Origin of the sequence: Myxococcus sp. CA051A (assembly GCF_013336705.1) — a bacterium.
GTDB classification, from domain to species: domain Bacteria; phylum Myxococcota; class Myxococcia; order Myxococcales; family Myxococcaceae; genus Myxococcus; species Myxococcus llanfairpwllgwyngyllgogerychwyrndrobwllllantysiliogogogochensis.
This window is the reverse complement of the sequence record NZ_JABUMS010000015.1, coordinates 94389-111508: the sequence shown is the minus strand read 5'-3', so window position 1 is coordinate 111508 and position 17120 is coordinate 94389. Positions and strand designations below refer to the sequence as shown.

Annotated in this window: 17 protein-coding genes; 9 read left to right on the top strand and 8 right to left on the bottom strand. The window is 69.8% G+C overall.

What is annotated here, in order from left to right; all coding sequences use genetic code 11:
* Window positions 1–49: 49 nt before the first annotated feature.
* From HUA74_RS34215 to HUA74_RS34205, 3 genes are all read left to right on the top strand, one after another.
* Window positions 50–1477, top strand: a complete 1428-nt coding sequence (locus HUA74_RS34215) for an amidase (protein WP_174457913.1) — start codon at window positions 50–52, stop codon at window positions 1475–1477.
* Between the two features lie 78 nt (window positions 1478–1555).
* Window positions 1556–2593, top strand: a complete 1038-nt coding sequence (locus HUA74_RS34210) for a 6-phosphofructokinase (protein ID WP_141645032.1) — start codon at window positions 1556–1558, stop codon at window positions 2591–2593.
* Window positions 2594–2694: 101 nt separating this feature from the next.
* Window positions 2695–4326 carry a long-chain fatty acid--CoA ligase gene (locus HUA74_RS34205; RefSeq protein WP_174457912.1) on the top strand — a complete coding sequence of 544 codons (1632 nt, stop codon included), beginning with the start codon at window positions 2695–2697 and terminating at the stop codon, window positions 4324–4326.
* 78 nt (window positions 4327–4404) lie between these two features.
* Here the strand turns inward: HUA74_RS34205 and HUA74_RS34200 are convergent, their stop codons facing one another.
* Window positions 4405–6432: a hypothetical protein gene (locus tag HUA74_RS34200; RefSeq protein ID WP_174457911.1), complete on the bottom strand. Its 2028-nt coding sequence runs from the start codon at window positions 6430–6432 to the stop codon at window positions 4405–4407.
* Window positions 6433–6704: 272 nt separating this feature from the next.
* Window positions 6705–7058, bottom strand: a complete 354-nt coding sequence (locus HUA74_RS34195; protein WP_141645029.1) for a hypothetical protein — start codon at window positions 7056–7058, stop codon at window positions 6705–6707.
* Window positions 7059–7369: 311 nt separating this feature from the next.
* Between HUA74_RS34195 and HUA74_RS34190 the strand changes: the two genes are divergently transcribed.
* Entirely contained in the window at window positions 7370–7906 is a 537-nt protein-coding gene (locus HUA74_RS34190) for an FHA domain-containing protein (protein WP_174457910.1), read from the top strand.
* A 183-nt stretch (window positions 7907–8089) separates the two neighbouring features.
* The gene (locus HUA74_RS34185; RefSeq protein WP_174457909.1) at window positions 8090–9301 is read left to right on the top strand and encodes a metallophosphoesterase; all 1212 of its coding nucleotides are present in this window, start codon (window positions 8090–8092) and stop codon (window positions 9299–9301) included.
* An 8-nt stretch (window positions 9302–9309) separates the two neighbouring features.
* Here the strand turns inward: HUA74_RS34185 and HUA74_RS34180 are convergent, their stop codons facing one another.
* From HUA74_RS34180 to HUA74_RS34170, 3 genes are read right to left on the bottom strand one after another with little or no spacing between them, the layout of a single operon-like run.
* Window positions 9310–9936, bottom strand: a complete 627-nt coding sequence (locus HUA74_RS34180; protein ID WP_174457985.1) for a class II aldolase/adducin family protein — start codon at window positions 9934–9936, stop codon at window positions 9310–9312.
* A gap of 32 nt (window positions 9937–9968) precedes the next feature.
* Window positions 9969–11075: an S-methyl-5-thioribose-1-phosphate isomerase gene (gene mtnA, locus HUA74_RS34175; RefSeq protein ID WP_174457908.1), complete on the bottom strand. Its 1107-nt coding sequence runs from the start codon at window positions 11073–11075 to the stop codon at window positions 9969–9971.
* The gene (locus HUA74_RS34170) at window positions 11072–11956 is read right to left on the bottom strand and encodes an S-methyl-5'-thioadenosine phosphorylase (RefSeq protein ID WP_174457907.1); all 885 of its coding nucleotides are present in this window, start codon (window positions 11954–11956) and stop codon (window positions 11072–11074) included. The genes mtnA and HUA74_RS34170 overlap by 4 nt, the downstream gene beginning before the upstream one ends.
* Window positions 11957–12068: 112 nt before the next feature.
* On the opposite strand from HUA74_RS34170, the gene HUA74_RS34165 reads away from it, so the two are divergent.
* From HUA74_RS34165 to HUA74_RS34150, 4 genes are all read left to right on the top strand, one after another.
* Window positions 12069–12440 (top strand): helix-turn-helix transcriptional regulator, encoded by a 372-nt coding sequence (locus tag HUA74_RS34165; protein ID WP_141642978.1) that lies wholly within the window; start codon window positions 12069–12071, stop codon window positions 12438–12440.
* On the top strand, window positions 12437–12919 hold the full coding sequence (locus tag HUA74_RS34160; protein ID WP_174457906.1) for an SRPBCC family protein: 483 nt from the start codon (window positions 12437–12439) through the stop codon (window positions 12917–12919). The genes HUA74_RS34165 and HUA74_RS34160 overlap by 4 nt, the downstream gene beginning before the upstream one ends.
* Window positions 12912–13445, top strand: a complete 534-nt coding sequence (locus tag HUA74_RS34155) for an SRPBCC family protein (protein WP_174457905.1) — start codon at window positions 12912–12914, stop codon at window positions 13443–13445. Before HUA74_RS34160 ends, HUA74_RS34155 begins: the two co-directional genes overlap by 8 nt.
* A 177-nt stretch (window positions 13446–13622) precedes the next feature.
* Window positions 13623–14063, top strand: a complete 441-nt coding sequence (locus tag HUA74_RS34150) for a CBS domain-containing protein (RefSeq protein ID WP_217439553.1) — start codon at window positions 13623–13625, stop codon at window positions 14061–14063.
* 46 nt (window positions 14064–14109) lie between these two features.
* On the opposite strand, the gene HUA74_RS34145 is transcribed toward HUA74_RS34150, so the two are convergent.
* The 3 genes from HUA74_RS34145 to HUA74_RS34135 all read right to left on the bottom strand — a co-directional run bounded on the left by HUA74_RS34145 (window position 14110) and on the right by HUA74_RS34135 (window position 17023).
* Window positions 14110–14919, bottom strand: coding sequence for an alpha/beta hydrolase (locus HUA74_RS34145; RefSeq protein WP_141642975.1), 810 nt, complete (start codon window positions 14917–14919; stop codon window positions 14110–14112).
* A 33-nt stretch (window positions 14920–14952) separates the two neighbouring features.
* Window positions 14953–16182, bottom strand: a complete 1230-nt coding sequence (locus HUA74_RS34140; RefSeq protein WP_174457904.1) for a DUF1501 domain-containing protein — start codon at window positions 16180–16182, stop codon at window positions 14953–14955.
* A 181-nt stretch (window positions 16183–16363) separates the two neighbouring features.
* Window positions 16364–17023: a site-2 protease family protein gene (locus HUA74_RS34135; RefSeq protein WP_141642973.1), complete on the bottom strand. Its 660-nt coding sequence runs from the start codon at window positions 17021–17023 to the stop codon at window positions 16364–16366.
* Window positions 17024–17120 lie beyond the last annotated feature (97 nt).

Below are 17120 nucleotides of genomic sequence, written 5' to 3'. Positions count from 1 at the left end.
GGCGGCCCGCATGCGAAGGTGTCGACGAGGAAAGCGGTAGAGTCGACGGATGGACCCCTTCGTCAGCCTCGACGCCACCGCCCAGGCCGAGCTCGTCCGCAGCGGGGAAGTCACGCCGCTGGAGCTGGTGGACGCGGCCATCGCTCGCATCGAGCGCTGCAACCCGAAGCTCAACGCCGTCGTGCAGACGCAGTTCGACACGGCGCGCGCGCGGGCGAAGGCGCCCCTTCCCCAGGGCCCCTTCACCGGCGTGCCGTTCCTGCTCAAGGACCTGCTCGCCGCGCAGGAGGGCTACCCGCTCAGCTTCGGCTCGCGCTTCACGAAGGACTTCTCGCCGAACCACGACAGTGAGCTGGTCAAGCGCCACTTGCGCGCGGGGCTCGTCGTGCTGGGAAAAACCAATACGCCGGAGCTGGGCCTCCTGCCCACCACGGAGGGCGCGCTGCACGGCCCCTGTCGCAACCCGTGGGACGTGACGCGCTCGCCCGGAGGCTCCAGCGGCGGCGCCGCGGCGGCGGTGGCCAGCGGCATGGTGCCCTTCGCGCATGCCTCCGACGGCGGCGGCTCCATCCGCATCCCCGCGTCGAGCTGCGGCCTGTTTGGCCTCAAGCCCAGCCGGGGCCGCAACCCCACCGGACCGGAGCTGACGGACAGCGTCCACTGGCTGGTGGGCGAGCATGCCCTCACCCGCACGGTGCGAGACAGCGCCACCCTGCTGGACGCCACCGAGGGCCCCGACCTGGGTGCGCCCTACATCGCCCCGCCCAAGACGCGGCCCTACAGCATGGAGGTCGGCGCGCCACCTGGACGCCTGCGCATCGGCCTGACGCTGCGCAACGCCGTGGGCGCCCCCGTCCACCCGGAGTGCCTGGCCGCGGTCGCCGCCACCGCCCGGCTGCTGGAGGGCCTGGGCCACTCCGTCCTCGAAGGCAGCCTGCAGATACCGGGCGACGAGGAGCTGGGACAGCACTTCATGACGGCCTGGGCCGCAAGCGTGGTGAACAGCATCGAGGGCCTGGGCCGGCGCATGCGCCGCACCCCGGAGCCCGAGCACTTCGAGCCCTTCACGTGGGCGCTCTACCAGTTCGGACTGAGCCAGGGCCTGACGGCCTACCTGCACGCCCAGGCGGAAGTGCTGCGCTTCGGCCGCGCCTTCGCCCGACGCTTCGAGGACGTGGACGTGTGGCTCCTGCCCACCGTCACCGAGCCCGCGCCCACGCTGGGCACCTTCGCCTCCCCGCCCGACGAGCCGCTCGCTCCGCTGTTCCGCTCGGCGGCCTTCACGCCCTACTGCCCCATGGCGAACATGGCGGGCAACCCGGCCATGAGCGTGCCCCTCCATTGGAGCCCGGAGGGGCTGCCGGTGGGCGTCCAGTTCATCGCCCGATTCGGCGACGAGGCCACCCTCTTCCGGCTGGCCGCGCAGCTCGAGTCCGCGCACCCCTGGACGCACCGGCGCCCCTCGGTGTTCGGCTAGGGGTCGCCACGTCCTTCGGAGAGCGCTCGGGCAAACTTCGCGAGCACGCATGGCGCCGGGCGCGATACAACCTTCCCCATGAAAGTCGCCGTGCTCACCGGCGGGGGTGACTGCCCCGGCCTGAACGCCGTCATCCGCGCCATCGTCCGCCGCGCCACCGCCCACGGTTTCGAGATGATGGGCCTTCGAGACGGATGGAAGGGCCTGCTCGAGGACAACCACTTCCGCCTCACGCGGGAGACCACCTCCGGCATCCTCCACCGGGGCGGCACCATCCTCGGCACCTCGCGCGTCAACCCCTTCAAGGTCGAGAACGGGCTGGAGAAGGTCAAGCGCGCCATTGAACGCAATGGCATCCACGCCGTCATCGCCATCGGCGGCGAGGGCACGCTGTCCGCCGCCACGCGCATGTCGGAAGAGGGGCTGCGCATCGTCGGCGTGCCGAAGACCATCGACAACGACCTCAACGGCACGGAGTTCACCTTCGGCTTCGACACCGCCGTGGCCATTGCCACGGAGGCCGTGGACCGGCTGCACTCCACCGCCGAGTCCCACAAGCGCGTCATCGTCTGCGAGGTCATGGGCCGGCACGTGGGCTGGATTGCCACCTACGCGGGCATCGCCGGCGGCGCGGACGTCATCCTCGTCCCGGAGATTCCCGCCGACCTGGAGCGCGTGGCCGAGCACATCCAGCGCCGTCACGCGGGCGGGCGCACCTTCTCCATCGTCGTCGTCGCGGAAGGCACGCGCATCAAACTGGCGGCGGACCAGAACGAGCAGCTCGTCACCAGCGGCGCGCTGGACGAAGCAGGCCGGCCGCGCCTGGGCGGCGTGGGCAACATCGTCGCGCACGAAATCGAGCGCCGCACCGGCTTCGAGACGCGCGTGTCCGTGCTGGGCCACATCCAGCGCGGCGGCGCACCCACCGCGCATGACCGCGTGCTCGCCACCCGCTACGGCGTCCACGCCTGCGACATGGTGGCCCGAGGCGAGTTCGGGAAGATGGCCGCGCTCAAGGGCAACGAAATCATCAGCGTGGACCTGTCCGCCGCGACGAAGGAGCTCAAGAAGGTGCCCAAGGAGTTCTTCGAGGTCGCCCAGGTCTTCTTCGGCTGACGCAGTGCGATAACAAACGAGCCGCATGACGCGGGACGCTGGCTCGTGTGCGCATCCGGTAGCATCGGTGGCCTACCCCTCGCAGTGAAGGGACGGTGCCGATGCTTCCAGGACGCATGATGGACTTCCCGCTCACCCTGACGCATTTCCTGGAGCGCGCGCGGACGTACTTCCCGCGCTCGGAAATCGTCAGCCGCAATCCGGACAAGACGACGCACCGCTATACCTATGCGGACTTCCACCGGCGCACGTGTCAGTTGATGAACGCGCTGACGCGGCTGGGGGTGAAGGCGGGCGACCGGGTGGCGACGCTGAGCTGGAACCACTACCGGCACCTGGAGGCGTACTTCGGCATTCCGGCGATGGGCGCGGTGGTGCACACGCTGAACCTGCGCCTGCACCCGAACGACCTGGCCTACATCGCGCGGCACGCGGAGGACTCGGTGGTGCTGGTGGACCGCTCGCTGTTGCCGCTGTTCGAGAAGTTCGCGGCGCAGGTGCCCAGCATCCGCCACGTCATCGTCATCCCGGACGCGGGGCCCGCGCCGGAGGGGATGCTGGACTACGAGCAGTTGCTGGCGAAGGAGTCGGTGGACTTCGACTTCCCGACGCTGGAGGAGAACAGCGCGGCGATGCTCTGCTACACGTCGGGGACGACGGGCAACCCGAAGGGCGTGCTGTTCAGCCACCGCTCCATCGTGTTGCACACGTTGGTGTGCTGCATGAAGGATTTGACGGGCATTGGCGAGGCGGACTCGGTGCTGCCGGTGGTGCCCATGTTCCACGCGGCGGCGTGGGGACTGCCTTTCGACGCGATCATCACCGGAGCGCGCATGGTGATGCCGGGGCCGCACCTGGACCCGCCGTCGCTGTTGGAGTTGATGGCGACGGAGAAGGTGACGGTGGCGGGTGGTGTGCCCACCATCTGGCTGGGGATTCTCGCGCTGTTGGACCAGGACCCGAAGAAGTGGGACCTGAGCGCGATGCGGACCATGTTGATTGGGGGCTCGGCGGCGCCTCCGGCGATGATTGACGGCTTCCGGCAGCGGCACGGGCTGGAGGTGACTCACGCCTGGGGCATGACGGAGATGAACCCGGTGGGCACCATGGCGAAGGTGAAGCAGGAGCTTCGCCACGCGGACGCGAAGACGCAGCTGGCGGCGCAGGGCTCGCAGGGCTTCGCGCTGCCGTTCGTGGAGACGCGGGTGATGAGCGAGGAGGGCAAGCCGTTGCCGTGGGACGGCTCGACGATGGGCGAGTTGGAGGTGCGCGGACCGTGGGTTGCGGGCTCGTACTACGGCGGCGAGGGACAGGACCGCTTCACATCCGACGGCTGGTTCAAGACGGGCGACGTCGTCACGCTGGACGCGGATGGGTATGTCCGCATCTGTGACCGGAGCAAGGACGTCATCAAGTCGGGCGGCGAGTGGATTTCGTCGGTGGCGCTGGAGAACGCGCTGATGAGCCACCCGGCGGTGCTGGAGGCGGCGGTGTTCGCCGCGCGGCACACCCGCTGGGACGAGCGCCCGCTGGCGGCGGTGGTGCTCAAGCCGGGACAGTCGGCGACGAAAGAGGAGCTGGCCGAGCACCTGGCGAAGCAGTTCGCCAAATTCTGGCTGCCGGACGACTACCTCTTCATCGCCCAGATTCCCCGCACGTCCACCGGCAAGTTCCTCAAGACGAAGCTGCGCGAGGACTACGGCGACCACCTGCTCAAGAGCGCCACAGGGTGATTTGAACGGGCGGTCTCGAAGCTGAAAGCACGGTCCGCGTCAGGCGATGAGCGCGGACCGTGCAGGATGCGAGTGATGTCAGTTGGCGCCGAGGCAGACGCCGCCGCAGGTGGTCTCCACCTTGCCGTCCGGCCGCAGGAAGAGGTCCACCTGCTCGCGGCCCTTCACGTTGCGCCGCACGCCCTCATGCACCGGATTGTCCTGCGCCGGCAGGTCCGCCACCGTGCCCGGCAGCGGCGTGGGCAGCCCGAAGTCGAACTGCACCAGCGCCGCGCTGTCGATGGCACCTTCGAACACCGGCAGCTCCGGCACCCGCCACGCCGCCGGCAACTGCTGCGTCAGCCCCATCGCCCGCGCGTGCAGCTCCGTGGCCACGTTGGGCACCTGCGCATCCCCCAGCCCGTACTGCACCAACACCCGACGCGACGCCGGTCCACCGGTGTACAGCGTCGTCACCACGTGCGGCGCATAGGTAATCGGGTCGATGCGGTCGAAGCTCGTCTGCGTCAGCGCCGCGAACTTCTGCTGGTCCAACGCGTCCGGCACCGCCGCCGCAATCGCCTGGAGGAACATCGCGAACGGCTTCGCCCGGAACATCATCAGCGAGAAGTCCGCCCCACCCACGCTGAACACGGCGCGCGAGATGTGAGGCGACAGCGCCACGTACGTCCCACCCAGGATGTGCCCCTGGCTGATGCCGTAGAAGTACGTCTGGTCCGGGTCATACACGAGCACCCCGTTGTCCTTGAGCTCCGCCAGGTCCTTCAACGTGGTCCGCGCCGCGTAGGTGACGGCCATCTGGTTCACCATGCCCTGGTGCACCCGGTCCGTGAAACGCAGCGTCTGCGCGGGCTGCTGCGACATGGCGCCAATCACCCCCGGCGCGTCCGCCTGCGACATGCCCCACCAGTCCACCGTCATCACCACCATCTTCGTCGCCTGCACGAAGGGCCGGACGAACGAGCCGTCCGACTCGCCCTGGCTGCCGAAGAAGCCGTGCCCGAACTGGAGGAAGCGCACCGGCGCCACCGCCTGGCCCCAGACACTCCGCGGAATCTGGAGCGTGAAGGGCACCTCCGCCTCGCCATTGCGCTTCACCCGGCCCTGCGCGTCACGCGCCAGCAGCGCCCCCGCCTGCGCCGTCTCCGTGAAGAGCGGCACCCGCAGCGTCCCCTTGATGCGGCGGAAGATGTTCGCGTCCACCTCGTCCTTCACCTCCGTCACAGTCACGACAGGCGGCGTGGCCTCCAGCGCCTCCATCGCGAGCCGCCGCACGTCCATCATGTCCCGGGTGACGTTCTCCTCCGTCTCCGTGGTGAAGTCCCACGCGAGCTGCAACTCCGAGCGCGCCACACCCGCGGCCTCCAGCGCCGGGAAGATGTCCGCCTCGTACCGCGCGGCCAGGGGCGCCAGCAGCGGGTCTCCCGCCGTCTGCCCATCCCGGATGCGACGGAAGCCCTCCGGCACGGGCACGGCCGTCCCGTCCTTCGCCTTCAGCCCGCGCAACGCGACGATGTAGCGCGCGCCACCGCGCAGCCGCACCGCTGGCCGCACCAGCAGTGCCCGGTGCGCATCATCCGGCGCGCGCGGGTCCAGCTCCGCGAAGTGCAGCACCCCCGTGCCCGCTTCCGCATCCAGCACCACCGTGGCGCCCGTGGTCGCCGCCGTGGGCTGCGTCACCGGCGGCAGGTTCGTCGCGTCCACGCCTCCCGGGAACAGCGCGAGCATCTGCGTCCCATGCGAATAGCCATCCGCCGGATGCAGGTCCGTGAAGTCGAAGGGCGTCCCGTCCTTCATCTTCAGCTTCGCCGCCGTGGTCAACTTCACGCGGTGACCCGACGGCAGCGCCGCGTCCTCCTGCAGGAAGTAGTTCGACGGGTACGGCAACAGACAGTCGTGCTCCGACGCCAGCGGGTTGCAGCCCTCAGGCACCTCCAACGCCGGCAGCTGCGTCCCAGAGTCCCCCGCGTCGGGCGTGCCGCCACCGTCGGGCTGCTCCTGCCCGGCGTCCGGCGGCGCGTCATCCTCCGAATCCGAACACGCGGTCATCGCCAGCAACGACAACGCCAGCACCCACGCGCCGCGCTTCTTCATTCGCTCCCACATGGTCCGAGGACTCCTCGTGCGAACACAGATGTTTGTGTCACGAGGATGTAACCGGAGACGTCACCCGAGCAAAGCCTTGTCTCACGACGCACCGCACCACGCACAACCCTGGCATGCCCCGCGTGCGTGGGCCCCGCGCTCGGCTGCCCAATGTCGCACACCCACGCCTCCCTGGAACCATGTCAGGCCCCACGGAAAGTGAGAGGAATCAGGCAAGCAGCGGAACAGCGTCAGCCCGATTTACGGACTGACGCTGTCTATCCACGGATGTTTCAGATTCCGCAGATATCTTCAGCCAGCGAGATGCACGCCGCGATGAACTGCGCGGTGGTGCAGCCGCCGTTCTGGGTGCAGACGATGTCGCCGGTGCCCGGCTCGCTACACCACTGGAGCGTCACCCAGCACGCCGCCTGGGTGAGGGTGCGCTCTCCCTCGATGGACTGCGCGCTCAGGTTGTTCTCTCCCGAGGCATCCCGCACCGTCACGGGCGTGCCATCGGCGCGCGTCGCCTCATAACGTGGGCCCAGCTCTCCGGAGACGGCCTCGGGCGAAGACGTCTCGGGACCACAGCCCGTGAGCATTCCAACGGCGAGCCCCGCGACCACGATGAATGACAGCGCTTTCATATGGGTTCTCCTGGTGATGGAGCTCACCGACCTGAGCCCCACTGCCCATATGCAATGTTTGTATTTCCTCCTCTATCGTTGATTGCCGCTATCTGAAATGTTTTCAGCCCATTCCCGAGTCTGGGATTACAGCCCGCCGCAATCACTGCGCATGGATTGGGTGCGAGAACGCCCGTCGTGAAAGCTTCCGCTCATCCTGGTCGCGCGGGCTCCGGCGCCCTCGCACGGGAGCGTTGTCTGGTGGACGGGAGCCTGGAGCGCGCGGAGGGCGCGAGCGTCCAGCGCGTCCTCCAGGTTAAGTTGCGGCCACCATGCCGTCCGTGAAGCAACTTCGCCCGTTCGCCCTGGCAACCCTGGAAGCCTTCCTCGACGCTTCCGGGCCCGTGGTCCTCGTCCAACAACCACCCGAGCCTGTCTTCCAGCAGGTGGCGATGCGGCTGGGTGAGGCGCGCACCGTGGGCATGGCCCATCGCAGCCGACTGGTGGACCGCCTCTTCGTCATGCTCCGGGGCTTCGACGCGCTGGAGGTCCACTTCCTGCGTCCCGCCATGGATGGCCACGAACTCACCGTGGGGAGGATGGAGGGCTGCACGCTGCTCGTCCCGGACCCATCCGTCTCCAAGCACCACGCCACGCTGAAGTGGCACGAGTCACGGGGCGACTGCTCGGTGAAGGACGTGGGCTCGATGAACGGAACGTGGGTCAACGCCTCGTCGCTCACCGCGGAGCAGGAGGTCCTGCTCACGGATGGCGACGCGCTGGGTTTCGGCGACGCCCAGTTCCTCTACCTGCGCACGGAGACGCTGCACGCGCACCTGCGCATGGCCAGCCCCGGCACCCACCGCTGATTCGCTCCTCGCGGGAATGCCACACCCGGCCTGCGCGTAGGGAGGGCGGCCCGGCGCTCCCCTGCTCCCGGCCGAGCCCGGCTCGCACGAGGCCCCGTCCTCTCCTACATTGAGCCACTTCGTGCGGCGAGGCAGGCGGGTCGCCGCTATGACTCCCGCTCTTCAGCGCGTGGGAGTGTGTGGATGGTCAGGCCGTTGCTTCTCCTCTTGGTCTATGTGGGCGCATGGGCCGTGCTGCGCGCGCTCTGGCCCGACCTGTTGCGTGGATGGCGGCGGTGGGTGCTGCTGAGTGGCTCGGTGGGCTCCCTGGCCGTGTGGCTGTTCCCCCTGCTGGCGGGCCCCCACGTGGAGCTGCCCGCCGCGCTGCGCATCCTCGCCGTCGGGTGGTCCATCTCCGCCATCATCGTCGTGCTCGCCGGGACGCCCATCGCCCTGCTGCGCAAGTGGGTGGACAGGAAGAGCCCGGAGCTTGTGCCCTCCGCCCCGCTCGCTTCCGACGCGATTGCCCCCATCACTCCACCCCCTGCCCTGGGTGGGATGAGCCGGCGCAGCCTGCTGACGAACGCGGGGCGCGCGGTGCCGTTGCTCGCGGCGGGGACGAGTACGGTGGGCCTGGCGGGCGGCGCCACGGGCTTCACGCTGAAGTCGGTGGAGGTGCGCCTGCCCGGCCTGCCCGCCGCGCTGGACGGGTTTCGCATCGGGCAAATCACCGACGTCCACGTCGGCACTTTCATCGACACCCACTACCTGCGCGAGACGGTGGCCGCGATGAACGAGGCCAAGGTCGACCTCCAGGTGATGACGGGTGACCTCATCGACGACCTGGACCAGCTCGACGGCACCATGGCCGCGCTGGAGTCCTGCCGCGCCCGCCACGGCATGCTGGCGGTGCTCGGCAACCACGAGCACTGGCGCGGCCTGGACGAGGTCCTCGGCGCCTACGCCCAATCCCAGGAGCGCGGCGGCCCGGTGCGACTGCTGGTGGACTCCTCCCACGTCATCGAGCACGGCGGCCAACGCGTGCGCATCGTCGGCGTGGACTACCCCATGTCCGGCCGCAGCCACCGCGTGAAGGCCGAGCGCATGCGCCAGTCCGCGGAGAAGGCCTTCCAGGACACCGCCCCGGACGAAGTCGTCCTCTGCCTGTCCCACCATCCCGACTTCTTCAACCACGCCGCCGAACGCGGCGCCCGGCTCACGCTCGCCGGCCACACCCACGGCGGGCAGGTGGCGTTCTTCGGCGTGCCCGCGTTCTGGTTCGCATTCCAGTACATGCTCGGCCGCTATCGGCGCGGGGACCACCAGCTCTACGTGTCCGGAGGCACCGGCCACTGGCTGCCCTTCCGTCTGGGCGTCCCTCCCGAGGTGACGGTGCTCACGCTGCGCGCGGCGTAGGCGCGCCTTCAGCGACCTCCGGGTGGCGACTGCTGCCCGTACGTCTTGAACTTCTCCAGCACGCGCGCCATCTCCTCATCGTCGAGGAGCACCGGCTCGCCCACCTGGAGCGCCCGCCAGTACATGGCCGCGAGCGTCTCCACCTCCACCGCCAGCTTGAAGGCCTGGGCCAGGCCCGCGCCCAGCGCGAGCATGCCGTGGTTCGCCATCAGGCACGCCTTGCGTCCCTCCAGCGCCTCCAACACGCGGCGCGCCAGCTCCTCCGTGCCGAACGTCGCATAGGCCGCGCACCGCACGTCCACGCCACCCGCCGCGGACACCATGTAGTGGAAGGCGGGGATGCCCCGGCGCAGACAGGCCAGCGTGGTGCAGAACATGGAGTGCGCATGCAGCACCGCGCCCACCTCCGGGCGCGCCACCAGGATGTCCCGGTGCAGCTGCCACTCCGACGACGGAAGACGGCGCCCCTCATGGCTCCCGTCCAGGCGCATGAGGACGATGTCCTCCGGCTCCAGCACGTCGTAGTCCATGCCGGTGGGCGTCAGCAGGAAGCCCTCCGCCACGCGCAGGCTCAGGTTGCCGGACGTCCCCTGGTTGAGCCCGGCCGCGTTCATCTTCCGGCAGGTGGCAATCATCGCCTCGCGCGAGGCGCGGTCATCCCGGCTGCTCACGAAGCCCTCCCCGCCCGCTCCGGGAAGAGCGAGCGCAGGCCCTCCTCGGTGGCGGGGCACACGCCTCGCTCGGTGATGAGCGCCGTCACCAGCCGCGCCGGTGTCACGTCGAAGGCGTAGTTGGCGGAAGCACTGCCCTCCGGCGTCACCCGCACCGTGGCCACCTCACCCGAGGCCAGTCGCCCGGTGACATCGCTCAGTTCGGTGCCGTCGCGCTGCTCAATCGGAATCTCCCGCACCCCGTCTCGCAGGCTCCAGTCGATGGTGGGCGAAGGCAGCGCCACGTAGAAGGGCACGCCGTTGTCCTTCGCCGCGAGCGCCTTCAGGTAGGTGCCAATCTTGTTCGCCACGTCTCCGTGCGCCGTGGTGCGGTCCGTGCCCACCAGACACAAGTCCACCTGTCCATGCTGCATCAGGTGGCCTCCCACGTTGTCGGCGATGACGGTGTGCGGGACACCGTGCTGTCCCAGCTCCCAGGCCGTCAGCCCCGCGCCCTGGTTTCGCGGACGCGTCTCATCCACCCAGACATGCACGGGCAGGCCCGCGTCGTGCGCCAGGTAGATGGGTGACAGCGCCGTGCCCCAGTCCACCGTCGCCAGCCACCCCGCGTTGCAGTGGGTGAGCACCTCCAGCCGCCCCTGGCGTCCCTTCCGCTCCCAGGCGGCCTCCAGCAACTTCAGACCGTGCCCACCCATGGCGCGGTTGATGGCCACGTCCTCGTCGCACAACTCGGCCGCGCGCTGCTTCGCGGCGGACGGACGCTCCGAGACGGGCAGCGGCTCCAGCAACTGGCGCATCTGCTCCAGCGCCCAGTGCAGATTGACGGCGGTGGGACGCGTCGCGCCCAGGACCTCGCGGGCCCGCGCCAGCGCCGCATCCGAAGCGTCCTCGCGCAGCGCGAGCCAGACGCCATACGCGGCGGTGGCGCCGATGAGCGGAGCGCCTCGCACACGCATCGCACGGATGGCGTGCGCGGCCTCCTCCAGCGTGCCCAGCCGCGCGGTGACGAAGGCGTGGGGAAGGCGTGTCTGGTCGATGATGCCCACCGCCTGCCCGTCAGGCTCCAACCAGATGGTGCGCATGGGACTGCCCTGGACCTTCATCGGTTCAACACCCGGCCGGCCACGGCGGACAGCTTTTGCGCGAGCGCGGCATCCCGAGCCTCGGGCGCGGTGATGACCGCGTGGTCCAGGGCGCGCTGACAACCCTGGCGACAGGGCCCCTCGTGTCCACCGAGCAGCGGCGTCACCTGCTTCACCAGTCCGCGCGCCTTGCCCGCGTTGCCCAGGAGCACGGAGACCACCTGGTCCACGGTGACGGCGTCATGGTCCGGATGCCAGCAGTCGAAGTCCGTCACCATCGCGACGGTCGCGTAACAAAGCTCCGCCTCCCGGGCGAGCTTCGCCTCCGGCATGTTCGTCATGCCGATGACGTCACAGCCCCACGTCCGGTACAGGCGGCTCTCCGCGAGCGAGGAGAACTGCGGTCCCTCCATCGCCAGATAGGTGCCGCCCCGCCGCGCGGCCACGCCCAGGTTCTCGCAGGCGGCCATCACCGCGTCCCCCAGCCGCGAACACACCGGCTTCGCCATGGACACGTGCGCGACGAGCCCCGTGCCGAAGAAGCTCTTCTCCCGCGCGAAGGTCCGGTCGATGAACTGGTCCACCACCACGAAGACGCCCGGCGGCAGGTCCTCGCGAAGGCTGCCCACCGCGGACAGCGAGAGCAGGTCCGTCACCCCGCTGCGCTTGAGCGCGTCCACGTTCGCCCGGAAGTTGATGTCGCTCGGGGCGATGCGGTGGCCCCGGCCATGGCGCGGCAGGAAGACCACGCGCTGTCCCTCCAGGGTGCCGAAGCACAACTCGTCGGAGGGCTCGCCAAAGGCAGAGGACATCTTCTTCCAGGCGACGTCCTTCAAACCGTCAATCTGGTACAGGCCGCTGCCACCGATGATGCCGATGACGGGCGGGGAGGCATCGGACATGAGGTCTTCTCCCGGAAACGAAAGGCGCGGGCGAGCGTACCAGCCTCCCCGGCCCACGGCGGCACGGGCTTCGTCGGTTGACAGTCCCACGCACGGACTTATATTCAACCTCATGGTTGAACAACGTCTCGCCCAGCTCGACAACACCTTCCACGCGCTGTCGGACCCGACGCGCCGGGCGATGCTGCGCAACCTGTCCGTACATGAGCGCAGCGTCGGAGAGCTGGCGGCTCCCTTCCGGATGTCCCTGGCCGCGGCGTCCAAACACATCAAGGTGCTGGAGCGCGCGGGGCTGGTGCGCCGCGAGGTGAAGGGCCGCACGCACGTCTGCCGACTGGACGCGAAGCCGCTCTCGGAGGTGAAGGACTGGCTCCAGTACTACGAGCGTTTCTGGAGCGAGCGCCTCGACGTCCTGGAGGCCCTCCTCCGAGAGGACGCGCCCACGCCCCCTTCCTCCCCCCGCAAGAAAGGACGCTCCCGGTGAGTCCCCACGCCCCCATCCAGGTCCAGCTCGTGCGCCACTTCGACGTACCCGTCGAGCGCGTCTTCGACGCCTGGGTCGACGCGAAGCTCCTGGGCCAGTGGATGTTCGGCCCGCGCGTGCGTGACGAACAGGTCGTCCACCTCCACCTCGATGCCCGCGTGGGCGGCACGTTCTCCTTCCTCGTGCGCCGCCGGGATATGGACATCGACCACATCGGTACGTACCTGGAGGTCGACCGCCCCCACCGTCTCGTCTTCACCTGGGCCATCCGGGAGGACAACCTGGCGGAGGAGGACATCAGCCGGGTGAGCCTGGAGTTTCGTCCCCAGGGCACCGGCTGCGAGCTGACGCTGACCCACGTCATGTCGTCCAAGTGGGCTGAGTACGCCGACCGGACCCAGGCGGGCTGGGCCGCCATGCTCACCGCCCTGACGCGCGCGCTCGCCGCGCCCGATGCGCTGGAGCCCCGCCATGGCTGAGTACGGAATCGTCACGGAGCCCCAGACGGTGCGCATCGAGCGCGTGCTGCCCGGGCCCATCGAGCGCGTGTGGGCGTTCCTCACCGACTCGGAGAAGCGCGGCAAGTGGCTGGCCGCCGGAGAGCTGGAGCCGCGCGTGGGAGGCCGCGTCGAGCTGCACTTCCTCCACTCCACGCTCTCCCATGAGCCCCTGCCGAAGCGCTACGAGGTCATGCGCGACGGCCATCGGCACCTCGGCCACGTCACCCGCTACGAGCCACCCCACGCGCTGAGCTACACCTGGGCCGAGCAGACGGGCGCACCCTCCGAGGTGTCGTTCGAACTGAGCGAGCGCGGCACCGAGGTGCTGCTCGTCCTGACGCACCGACGGCTCACCACGCGCGCGGACCGGGTCAGTGTCGCCAGCGGTTGGGACACCCACCTGGGCATCCTCGACGACCAGCTCTCCGGCCGTGCGCCCCGAGGCTTCTGGTCCACGCACGCCCGCCTGGAAGCCGAATACGAGCAGCGGCTTCCGCGCGACTGAGGGCCAAGGGGTCCGGGGCCCTTCATCGGCTCGGACCCTTGCCCCACCGCTGTCCGGTCCTCGAACCGCGCCCCCGCATCCCGGGCCGACCGAACGGCGAACACCCGGGTCTCACGCTGTCGCCTTCCGGGGAGAGGCCCACCTTGAGGCGGAGAGACACTCGCCCCGGGAGGCCCCATGAACGTCGAAGAAGTCATGTCCGAGAACCCCGTCACCTGCCTGCCCGACACCGGCATCGAGCAGGCCGCGCGGTGGATGGTGGAGTGTGACTGCGGAGCCCTGCCGGTCATCGACGTGGACAACAAGCCCATCGGCGTCATCACCGACCGCGACATCACCTGTCGCATCATCGCGAAGGGGAAGGACCCCTACATGCTCAACGTGAGCGATGCGATGAGCATGCCCGCGGCGACGGTGTATCGAGACACCAGCCTGGAGGACTGCCTGGAGTTGATGGAGCAGAACCAGGTCCGCCGCATGGTGGTGCTCGACGACGACGGCACCGTCTGCGGCATGGTGGCGCAGGCGGACCTGGTGAAGCAGCTCAAGGCGGAGGAGACCGCGGAGCTGATGCGCGAAGTGTCCGTCGACACCGAGTCCCCTTCACAGGTCCACTGACGAAACACCTCGGGGCGCGGTGGACTCACGCGCCTCGGGGCGTTGCTCAGGTTCCGCCCAGGGCGAACACGGCCATGCGCCGCACGAGGTCGGGGCCTGACTTCTCCAACACGTCGTTGTGGCCCGCCCCGGGCACCGTCTCCACGGTGGCGCTGGGAAAGCGCGCGCCCAGCCTGCGCCCCATCTCCACCGGGATGAGCGTGTCCTGCTCTCCGTGGATGATGAGCACCGGCAAGGTGATGTCCGGCGCCTTCGACGTGGAGTCGAAGCGGTCCCTCACCAGCAGGGACGCGGGGAGGAAGGGAAAGAGCTGCGCCGCCATCTCCGTGAGGGACGTGTAGGGCGACACCAGCATGATGCGCGAGCCGTGTCCCCGGCGCGCCATCTCCACCGCCACGCCCGTGCCGAGGCTGCGGCCACTGAGCACGGTGTGCTCCGGCGTCACGCCCCGCGCTCGCAGCATCGCCAGCGCCGCCTCCGCCGCCGCGTAGATGCCCTGCTCCGTGGGCTGTCCGGGCGACGCGCCATATCCCGGGTACTCGACGGCCAGGAAGCCCAGCCCGTTCTGGTTCAGCACCGTGCCCAGGTCGAGCTGACCCAACAACTGCTCTCCATTGCCATGGAAGTGCACCACCGTCGGGGCGCCGGGCGGCGCGGGGAGATGGAGCACGTCCACGAACGTGTCTCCTGGCAGTGGCAGGTGCCGGAAGCCGAGCTCGGCCGGCAGCGGGATGGGGGCCTTGGGCGCCGGGTATATCAACGGGCGCTGGAGCACGAAGGCCGCCAGGCACAGGGCGAGGTAGGCGACCGCGAAGATGGAGACGAGGATGACGAGCACGCGACGAGGCCGGACCATGGGCCCCTCCAGTCTGCACGAACTCGAGCCGCGCTACGCGAAGAGTCCCAGCGGCGCGCCGGGCGTGTAGCCGGGGAACACCCGGGTCAGGTCCACGCCAGGGCGGCAGGCGCGCAGCACCTCGGCCAGCGGCGCGCGCACGTCCGTCCACGCGGGCACGTCCCGCCCGTCCTGGAGCCGGTCCGGGGTGAGCGACTCGAAGCGGCCGTGGACCTGGCCACCCTTCACGCCGCCACCGAGCACCAGCATCGCGCTGCCCACGCCGTGGTCCGTCCCCCGGCTGCCGTTCTCCCGCACCGTGCGGCCGAACTCCGTCAGCACGACTACTGTCACCCGCTCCAGCAGCGGCCCCACGTCCCGCGCGAAGGCGGACAGCGCGCCCGCCAGCTCCGCGCACCGGTTGGCGAAGGTGCCCGTGGCCGCGCCCTGCGCCGCGTGCGTGTCCCAGCCGCCCATCTCCGTCGCGGCGACCTCTAAGCCCACGTCGCCTCGGATGAGCCGCGCGATGTCCCCCAGTCGCTGGCCCAGCGGGCCGCGCGGATACTCCACGCCCGACGTCGGCGGCAGTAGCGACAGGTGCTCCGCATCCAGTTGGGAGAGCGCGTCGAAGGCGCCCTGGCCCGTGGTGCGCAACGCTTCGTCCACCGCGCCCGCGTAGAGCGCCGCGAAGCCGCGCGTCGCCTCGGCGCCTCGCTTGCCCACGCGGAGGCGGAACTCCTCCAGCCGTCCCATCGCCAGCGCGCCCGCGTCACCGAACAACGCGCGGGGCAACGTGGCTTGCAGGGCCACGGCTCGCAGCGGCGCGGCGGACTCCTCGACACCGAGGGCGCGGTTGAGCCAACCATCGGGCGTCGACTTGCGGCCCGGCGTCCCCGACTCGACGAAGTCCTGCGCGTCGAAGTGCGAGCGCACCGGCGTGGGCAGGCCCACCCCGTGCAGCACCGCCAGGTGGCCCTCGTTCCACAGGGGCAGCAAGGGCTCCAGCCGGGGATGCAATCCGAAGGGCCCCGACAGCGCCAGCGCGGCACCCTCTCCCGTCCTGCGCAGCGCCAGCGTGGGACGCGCGCGGTGATAGGCCGCGTCATCCACGGGCGGCACCAGGGAGAGTCCATCCACGCCGCCTCGCAGGAACACCGTCACCAGGGTGCGCCGCGAGGACGGGGCGGCCAGCGCGCGGCCCGACAGCGTTGGAGCGAAAGCCAGCCCCACGCCCGAGAGCCCCAGGGCGCGCAGCAGGAGGCGTCGAGACAGCAGCGGACTCATGGGCTTGCGTGGCTCCGGCGAGTGAAAGGAGGCCCTGGCCATTCCGCGGGGCCGTTCAAGGGACACAACACCGGGCCCAGGCGGAAGTTACGAGCGCCCGTGCCGAATCCCCGGCCCCGAGGTCAGGGCCCCCACTTCCCTTCCTCCAGACCCACCCTGAGGACCCAGTGCGATGGGGTCTTCAGAGAATCGCCCGGACGAAGAGCGACGCCACCCACGCGGCCCACACCAGCGAGACGGCGAGCAACACGGCGGCGACCGGGCGCACCCACGTCGGGGACTTGTCGCGCCAGGGCAGGAGCATCAAGTAGCCCCCCGCCAGCGAGGGAATGGGGAGCAGGTTGAGGGCCGCCATCCGGGCGCTCATGATGCCCCACGCGCGCACCAGTTCGCCCTCTCGCAGCAACCCGACGAAGCGCTCCACGCGGCCCGGCAGCGCGGCGACGTTGAACACGGCGGGGAAGCCCTCGGTGAACTGATGGAAGCCCTCCGCGGGGCCCAGGCACGCCATGGCGACGCCAATCTGCACGTACCAGGGGACGGCCAGGGCCAGGGCGTGCAGCGGCGGAGGCAGCTTGAGCAGCCGACTCTTGAGCGGCGGCTCGGGAGAAGCGTCGTCTTGCTCCGGCACGAACGACGCGGAGCTGCCCAGGGTGATGGGATGCAGGCTCCAGCCAATACCGGCCATGCGCCACGCCACCAACTGGGGCCCATAACCAATCCGCACCGCGAGCGGTCGAGCCCCGAAGGCACTCGCCACCACCGCCTGCGCCAGCGCCCACATCACGTTGACCGCGAGGAACAGCACCCACAGCCAGAAGAAGAGGGCGACTCTGTCCATGGCTGGAAGTCTATCCTCTTTCACGAGGAACTCGCCCCCTGGGTCGGTCCAGACGAGCGCCATCCCTCGAGGTCCCAGCCACCTCGGGTCAGGTGGC

What these genes read in the sequence shown, in the direction of transcription:
- HUA74_RS34205 (WP_174457912.1), top strand. Translation starts at nt 2,695, where the DNA reads ATGCTTCCAGGACGCATGATGGACTTCCCGCTCACCCTGACGCATTTC.
- HUA74_RS34135 (WP_141642973.1), bottom strand. Translation starts at nt 17,023, where the DNA reads ATGGACAGAGTCGCCCTCTTCTTCTGGCTGTGGGTGCTGTTCCTCGCG.
- HUA74_RS34165 (WP_141642978.1), top strand. Translation starts at nt 12,069, where the DNA reads ATGGTTGAACAACGTCTCGCCCAGCTCGACAACACCTTCCACGCGCTG.
- HUA74_RS34185 (WP_174457909.1), top strand. Translation starts at nt 8,090, where the DNA reads ATGGTCAGGCCGTTGCTTCTCCTCTTGGTCTATGTGGGCGCATGGGCC.
- HUA74_RS34150 (WP_217439553.1), top strand. Translation starts at nt 13,623, where the DNA reads ATGAACGTCGAAGAAGTCATGTCCGAGAACCCCGTCACCTGCCTGCCC.
- HUA74_RS34140 (WP_174457904.1), bottom strand. Translation starts at nt 16,182, where the DNA reads ATGAGTCCGCTGCTGTCTCGACGCCTCCTGCTGCGCGCCCTGGGGCTC.
- HUA74_RS34215 (WP_174457913.1), top strand. Translation starts at nt 50, where the DNA reads ATGGACCCCTTCGTCAGCCTCGACGCCACCGCCCAGGCCGAGCTCGTC.
- HUA74_RS34210 (WP_141645032.1), top strand. Translation starts at nt 1,556, where the DNA reads ATGAAAGTCGCCGTGCTCACCGGCGGGGGTGACTGCCCCGGCCTGAAC.
- HUA74_RS34155 (WP_174457905.1), top strand. Translation starts at nt 12,912, where the DNA reads ATGGCTGAGTACGGAATCGTCACGGAGCCCCAGACGGTGCGCATCGAG.
- HUA74_RS34190 (WP_174457910.1), top strand. Translation starts at nt 7,370, where the DNA reads ATGCCGTCCGTGAAGCAACTTCGCCCGTTCGCCCTGGCAACCCTGGAA.
- HUA74_RS34200 (WP_174457911.1), bottom strand. Translation starts at nt 6,432, where the DNA reads ATGTGGGAGCGAATGAAGAAGCGCGGCGCGTGGGTGCTGGCGTTGTCG.
- mtnA (WP_174457908.1), bottom strand. Translation starts at nt 11,075, where the DNA reads ATGAAGGTCCAGGGCAGTCCCATGCGCACCATCTGGTTGGAGCCTGAC.
- HUA74_RS34170 (WP_174457907.1), bottom strand. Translation starts at nt 11,956, where the DNA reads ATGTCCGATGCCTCCCCGCCCGTCATCGGCATCATCGGTGGCAGCGGC.
- HUA74_RS34145 (WP_141642975.1), bottom strand. Translation starts at nt 14,919, where the DNA reads ATGGTCCGGCCTCGTCGCGTGCTCGTCATCCTCGTCTCCATCTTCGCG.
- HUA74_RS34180 (WP_174457985.1), bottom strand. Translation starts at nt 9,936, where the DNA reads ATGATTGCCACCTGCCGGAAGATGAACGCGGCCGGGCTCAACCAGGGG.
- HUA74_RS34195 (WP_141645029.1), bottom strand. Translation starts at nt 7,058, where the DNA reads ATGAAAGCGCTGTCATTCATCGTGGTCGCGGGGCTCGCCGTTGGAATG.